Source organism: Roseivivax isoporae LMG 25204 (assembly GCF_000521865.1).
Lineage (GTDB): Bacteria > Pseudomonadota > Alphaproteobacteria > Rhodobacterales > Rhodobacteraceae > Roseivivax > Roseivivax isoporae.
This window is the reverse complement of the sequence record NZ_JAME01000083.1, coordinates 1-5,567: the sequence shown is the minus strand read 5'-3', so window position 1 is coordinate 5,567 and position 5,567 is coordinate 1. Positions and strand designations below refer to the sequence as shown.

Sequence of the window (5,567 nt, the reverse complement as noted above, 5' to 3'; positions counted from 1 at the left end):
ATGCCATTTCCATCATTTGTAGACATTTTTTTGGCACCCCGCCGAGGCCCCCGGTATGTCTGTCGCCGAGGCCAAAGTCGCGCTGTTGCCGAACCTGTCACATGAATTGTTTCCTGGGAGCGAAAAGACAGGATGGTACCTGAAGCCACAATGGCAATGGGCCATGAATTTTTGCCAATGCCTGTAACGAGCAGGGGGTGCGATGCTCAATAAGATTGAACTCGGTAACGGCGCGAGATGGCTCGATCTTGTCTCCCCGTCCGCGACGGAAGAAGCCGAGGTCGAGGGGGCTCTCGAAATCGATGTCCCGACGCAGGACGACATTCGGAAAAACGAACCATCAAGCAGGCTCTACCGAGAGGACGGCGGCACCTTCATGGCAGCGCAGATCGTCACCGTTGGGGAGGCGCCGCTTCCTCAGACCAGCACTGTCGCATTCATTCTTAAGGGAGAAAACCTCGTCACGGTACGCTACGCGCAGAGTCGTGCGTTCGACCTGTGCGCATCCGAGATCCAGCGCTCGGATAACAGGCTTACGAGTTCCAGCGCCCTTGTCGGGCTGATCGAGGCCTTGGTCGATCGAACGTCGGAATTGCTCGAAGGTGCCGCGACTGCTGCCGACGAGATGGCGCTTTCAGCTCTCCCGGCAAAAGAACAGCCCCCGAAGCGGCGCACTGTCGCCGAACTGGAAGCCGTTCTGGCCGAAATCCAGCTGCTTCACCGTCGGGTCGCGAAGGTACGTGAGAGCCTCGTGTCTCTTGGCCGCATGACCGGTTATCTGCTTACGCAATCCGAATATGATGACGCTGAGTTTCGGGAGCGGGCGAAAAGCACCAGCCGTGACATCATTTCGGTCACCGACCACGCGACCTTCGTCGCTCAGAACATCCAGTTCATTCTCGACACTCTGCTCGGTCTTATCAGCGTCGAGCAGAACGCCATCGTGAAGTTCTTCTCGATCGTGGCCGTTGTATTGCTGCCGCCCACCCTGATCGCCGCCATCTATGGGATGAACTTCGAAGTGATGCCCGAGCTGACTTGGAGGTGGGGCTATCCGTCCGCACTCGCGGCGATGCTGGCCTCTGCGGTTCTGCCCTATCTCTGGTGCCGAAAGCGTGGATGGCTCTGAGAGGTCTTACCAAACCACCAGCAAGGCTAGGCTGCCGAGGGCAATGCGGTAGATCGCAAAGGGCGCGAAGCCGATGCGCGCCACGACCGCGATCATGACCTGGATCGAGAGGACGGCGAAGACGAAGGCTGCGACACCGCCGGCTGTGAGAACCACGACATCATCTGCGCGAAGGCTGTCCGCGGTCCGCGTCAGCTGGAGACCCGTCGCCCCGAGCAAGACCGGAAGTGCCACGAAGAAGGAATAGGCCGCGGCCGTTCTGCGCTCCACGCCCACGAGCAGCGCACCGATGATGGTCGCCGCGGATCGCGAGATCCCGGGAATAAGCGCGAGACACTGAGCCACGCCGACTGCGATCGCCACTGACGGCGAGATATCCGAGACATCGGTGAAGCGCACAGGCGTCCGGATCAGCTCGGTTGCCAGCATCGCGAGGCCACCGAGAATGAGCGCAACCGCGACGACGCGCGGATCGAAGAGCGCTGTCAGGATCGCCTCGTGAAAGAGAAAACCCAGAATGGCCGCGGGTAGGCTGGTCAGGACGACGTTCCGCACGAAGGCCCGCGCTGGGGAATCGCGCTGCAGACCCAGCACGACGTCGCGCAGTCTTGTAAAGTAGACGACGCAGACCGCCATGATGGCGCCGCTCTGGATCGCCACCTCAAACACTCGCTCTGGCGGCAGCGTGAGCCGGAAATGGTCCACCGCAAGGATCAGATGTCCGGTGGACGATACCGGCAAGAACTCGGTCAGACCTTCCAGCGCGCCGAGGGCAAGAACTGCTGCGAGACCAGCTTCGGAAGCGGTGTCGGTTGGATCAGCCATCTCAAGAAGCCTGCCAAAGGCCGTACAGACCAAGGAACACGATCAGCAAACCAACGGCGATCATCAGAGCGCGTCGTGGAGCGACCCGGACGATCAGAGCCGCGAAGGGAGCCGCGGGTACTCCTCCGACGACCAATGCCAGTGCGGCAACCCCAAACTCCTTCCAGCCGAGGTGTCCGGCGAGAGTGATGGCGATGGCCGTCGTCACGAAAAACTCCGCCGCGATGGCAGACCCGATCATATGCCGCGCCGAACTGCTGGAGGCGACCAGCGTTCCGGAGACGATCGGCCCCCAGCCGCCGCCACCGATGGCATCAAGAAAGCCGCCAATCCCGCCCAGTGGCAGCAGACCACTGGGCGGTCGGATGCCAGGCATGTTGCGGAATGCCTTCCACAGGATCACCCCGCCCATGATCGCGAGATATGCAGAGACGACGGGACGCAGCATTTCGCCGGCGTCGGTCGCAAGGAGGCTCGCTCCGGCGACGCCGCCAAGAACGCCGGCGATGGCAAGCGGCCGCACGATTCTCCAATCCACGTTGCGCGCCACGTGATGCGAGCCGGCGCTGACCGCGGTCGTCGCGGTCTCGGCGAGGTGTACCGCCGCGCTCGCAGCCGCCGGTGAATACCCGAACGTGAGGAGAAGCGAGGTCGAGGTCAGCCCATAGGCCATGCCGAGCGCGCCATCGACTATCTGTGCGGCGAAGCCGACCGCCACAATTTGCCAGAACGCCTCTTCGATCACGGCGCCACGGGGCGTTTCACAGTTGCCTGCTCGACAGGCCTGTTGCGGCGGCGCCAGTCTCCAAGGAAGAGAAGGATGGGCGCCGCGATGAAGATCGACGACGAGGCTGCAACCACGATGCCGAAGACCATTGGAATGGCGAAGCTTTGGACAGCGGCGCCGCCCCAGATCGCCATTGGCAGCATCGCCAGAAGGGCTGTGCCGGAGGTATAGAGCGATCGCGCGAGCGTCTGGTTGATCGACAGGTCGATCAGCTCGCGCAGCTGCATGTCCGGGTGCCGGTCCGCGTTCTCGCGCATCCGATCGTAGACAACGACCTTGTCATTGACCGAATAGCCAATCAGCGTCAGCAGTGCCGCGATGGCAGTCAGCCCGAAATCGAGCCCTGTGAGCGCGAGGAACCCCACGGTCTTGGTGACGTCGAGCACCAGGGTCGCGATGGCGCCGACGGCATAGGGCCAGTCGAAGCGCGCCCAGATATAGCCAAGCATGGCGAGGCTTGCCGCGGCGACAGCGATGAGGCCCGCGACAGCCAGTTCCGCGCTGACGCGGGGGCCGACGATCTCGACCCGGTCGATGTCGGTGCCCGGCGACACCTCCGCCAGAACGCTTTTCACGGCCTCGGCTGCCGCCGTCTGTGCAGCTTCGCCACCGGGCTGCTCCTCGACGCGGATCAGGACCGAACGCCCGCCATCACTATCCTGCAGCGAGACTTCGCCAAGGTTCAGCGCTTCCATGCCGGTGCGCATCGCGCCGAGATCGGCTGGCGCTTCACTGCGCGCCTCGATCAGCACGCCACCGCGAAAATCCACTCCGTAGTTGAGCCCCGGCGAAACAAAGAGACCGACGGATGCCAACGACAGCGCCAGAGACACCGCAAGGCCGGCGAACCGTGCTCGCATGAAACGATAGGACGGCACGCGCGCGGACGCCAGAAACTGGAACAGCGGCTTGATCTCGAAGGTTTTGGGCCGTTGCCTGCGCAGGTGAATGTCCATTGCGGCCCGCACCACGGCGACGGCGGTGAAGAGCGAGATCGCGATGCCGAGACCCATTGTGAGGGCGAAGCCGCGCACCGGGCCCGATCCCAGCCAGAAGAGCAGCGCGGTTGCAATGAGCGTCGTCAGGTTGGAATCAAGGATCGCGCGGTAGGCCCTGTCGAAACCCGACTGCACGGCCGAGGCCGCGCGCTTTCCGGCCCGTGTCTCCTCGCGGATGCGTTCGTTAATGAGCACGTTGGCATCGACAGCCAGCCCCATGCCAAGGATCAGGCCGGCGATGCCGGGAAGCGTCAGCGTCGCGCCCAGCAGAACGAGGGCGGATATGGTGAGGGCCACGTTGATCAAGAGCGCCCCGATCGCCACCGCGCCCCAGGTGCCGTAGAGTGCGATCATCATCGCCGCTATCAGTGCGAAGCCCGCAAGCCCGGTCCACAATCCCATCGCAATGGCATCGGCGCCGAGGTCGGCACCGACCGTGCGTTCCTCAATGATCTCGAGGGGCACAGGGAGGGCTCCGGCGCGCAGAAGAGCCGCCAATGTCGATGTCTCGTCTACAGTGAAAGCGCCGCTGATGACGCCCGATCCGCCGAGGATCGGTTCCTGGATCACAGGCGCAGAGATGACCTGTCCATCGAGAACGATTGCAAACCTTTGCCCGACGAGCTCCTGGGTGAGTTCGCCAAAAAGGCGCGCACCTTCGGTATCGAAACGGAACTGAACAACGGGTGCGCCGCTTTCCGGATCAAACGCGGCGCTGGCGTCGGCTAAACGCTCGCCATCAAGCGCAGGGCGGGCGGAAACCCATATCTCCGTGCTTCCGATCTCCGGCAGGTGCATTGCGCCTTCGGTGCCTGCGGGGACCACCTTGTGGAAGGTGAGTTCTGCTGTGGCGCCCAGGAGGGCTCGCAAGCCTCGGGGATCTGAGACGCCCGGCATCTGAACGAGAATTCGATCTTTGCCCAGCGATTGGATCGACGGTTCGGCGACGCCGGCCTCGTCGATCCGGTTGCGGATGACCTCGATGCTGCGCGCGACGGCATCCGCCCGGACGAGTGCAACCGCCGCGGATCGCAGGGTTGCAGTGATGCCGTCTTCGTCAGCGGCCAATGTAAATGCCGGTTGAGCGTGCTGCACGAGTCCGCCGCCCACTTCGGGAATGACCCCGCTGGCAACGCTCATCGCCACGTCCGGACTCATTCCGTCCGGGATTGCGATGCGCAGACGGTCCCCATCCTCTGGTGCTGCGGTGATCAGGGCAGGCTCTGCTTCAGTCAACGCCACTGCAAAATCGGAGACCAGTCCCGCACGGATCGCGGCCTCGTCGGCACGCAGGGTCAGGGAGGCACCGCCGCGAAGGTCGAGCCCGAGCGCCACAGGGGAAATTGGCCAGGATTGCGTGAGGTTTCGCGGCAGGAAAGTCGGCAAGGCTATGGCAACGCCGGTCAGTATGACCAGCGCGTAGAGGGCGAAACGCCAAATGGGCAGCTTCAAGACCGATGTCTCCAACCCGGAGGCGCCGGGTGCGCTTCGCCGATCATCGAAGCGACGCGAAGACGGTGGAACGTGGTCCACCGGACCTGCTCTGCGACTGGCCGAGAGGAGATCAGATGCTTGAGCAGCACGTGCAAGTGTCAGCGTGAAAAATTTTCGCAGGCAAGGTCATTGAACGGCGCCGGGCGCTCTCCATTTCTCGCGCGCGGCCCGGGCCCCTCTGACGATGGATGACCTTCGTGATGTCGGACCGCACCTCTCCGCCCGGTGTCCTTGGCGCATTGGTGCGCCCGTGACCTCCCGGGGCGTGATGTGCTGGAAGGTCACGACCTTGGACGTCCTGCTCCTGTTGGTTCTCGGCAAGCCGCTCTGGATG

4 protein-coding genes and 1 pseudogene are annotated in these 5,567 nt (G+C 63.4%); 2 read left to right on the top strand and 3 right to left on the bottom strand.

Annotated features, from left to right (window positions below):
- Positions 1-49: 49 nt before the first annotated feature.
- Together RISW2_RS25955 and RISW2_RS22455 are read left to right on the top strand one after the other, a co-directional pair.
- Positions 50-187: pseudogene (locus RISW2_RS25955) on the top strand (DUF6958 family protein); the annotation flags it as partial.
- A gap of 15 nt (positions 188-202) precedes the next feature.
- Positions 203-1,129: a CorA family divalent cation transporter gene (locus RISW2_RS22455; RefSeq protein ID WP_043775481.1), complete on the top strand. Its 927-nt coding sequence runs from the start codon at positions 203-205 to the stop codon at positions 1,127-1,129.
- Positions 1,130-1,135: 6 nt separating this feature from the next.
- On the opposite strand, the gene RISW2_RS22450 is transcribed toward RISW2_RS22455, so the two are convergent.
- From RISW2_RS22450 to secD, 3 genes are read right to left on the bottom strand one after another with little or no spacing between them, the layout of a single operon-like run.
- Positions 1,136-1,954 (bottom strand): undecaprenyl-diphosphate phosphatase, encoded by an 819-nt coding sequence (locus RISW2_RS22450; protein ID WP_043775478.1) that lies wholly within the window; start codon positions 1,952-1,954, stop codon positions 1,136-1,138.
- Position 1,955: 1 nt separating this feature from the next.
- Positions 1,956-2,699 (bottom strand): sulfite exporter TauE/SafE family protein, encoded by a 744-nt coding sequence (locus RISW2_RS22445; protein ID WP_043775475.1) that lies wholly within the window; start codon positions 2,697-2,699, stop codon positions 1,956-1,958.
- On the bottom strand, positions 2,696-5,191 hold the full coding sequence (gene secD, locus RISW2_RS22440; RefSeq protein WP_043775484.1) for a protein translocase subunit SecD: 2,496 nt from the start codon (positions 5,189-5,191) through the stop codon (positions 2,696-2,698). Before secD ends, RISW2_RS22445 begins: the two co-directional genes overlap by 4 nt.
- Positions 5,192-5,567 lie beyond the last annotated feature (376 nt).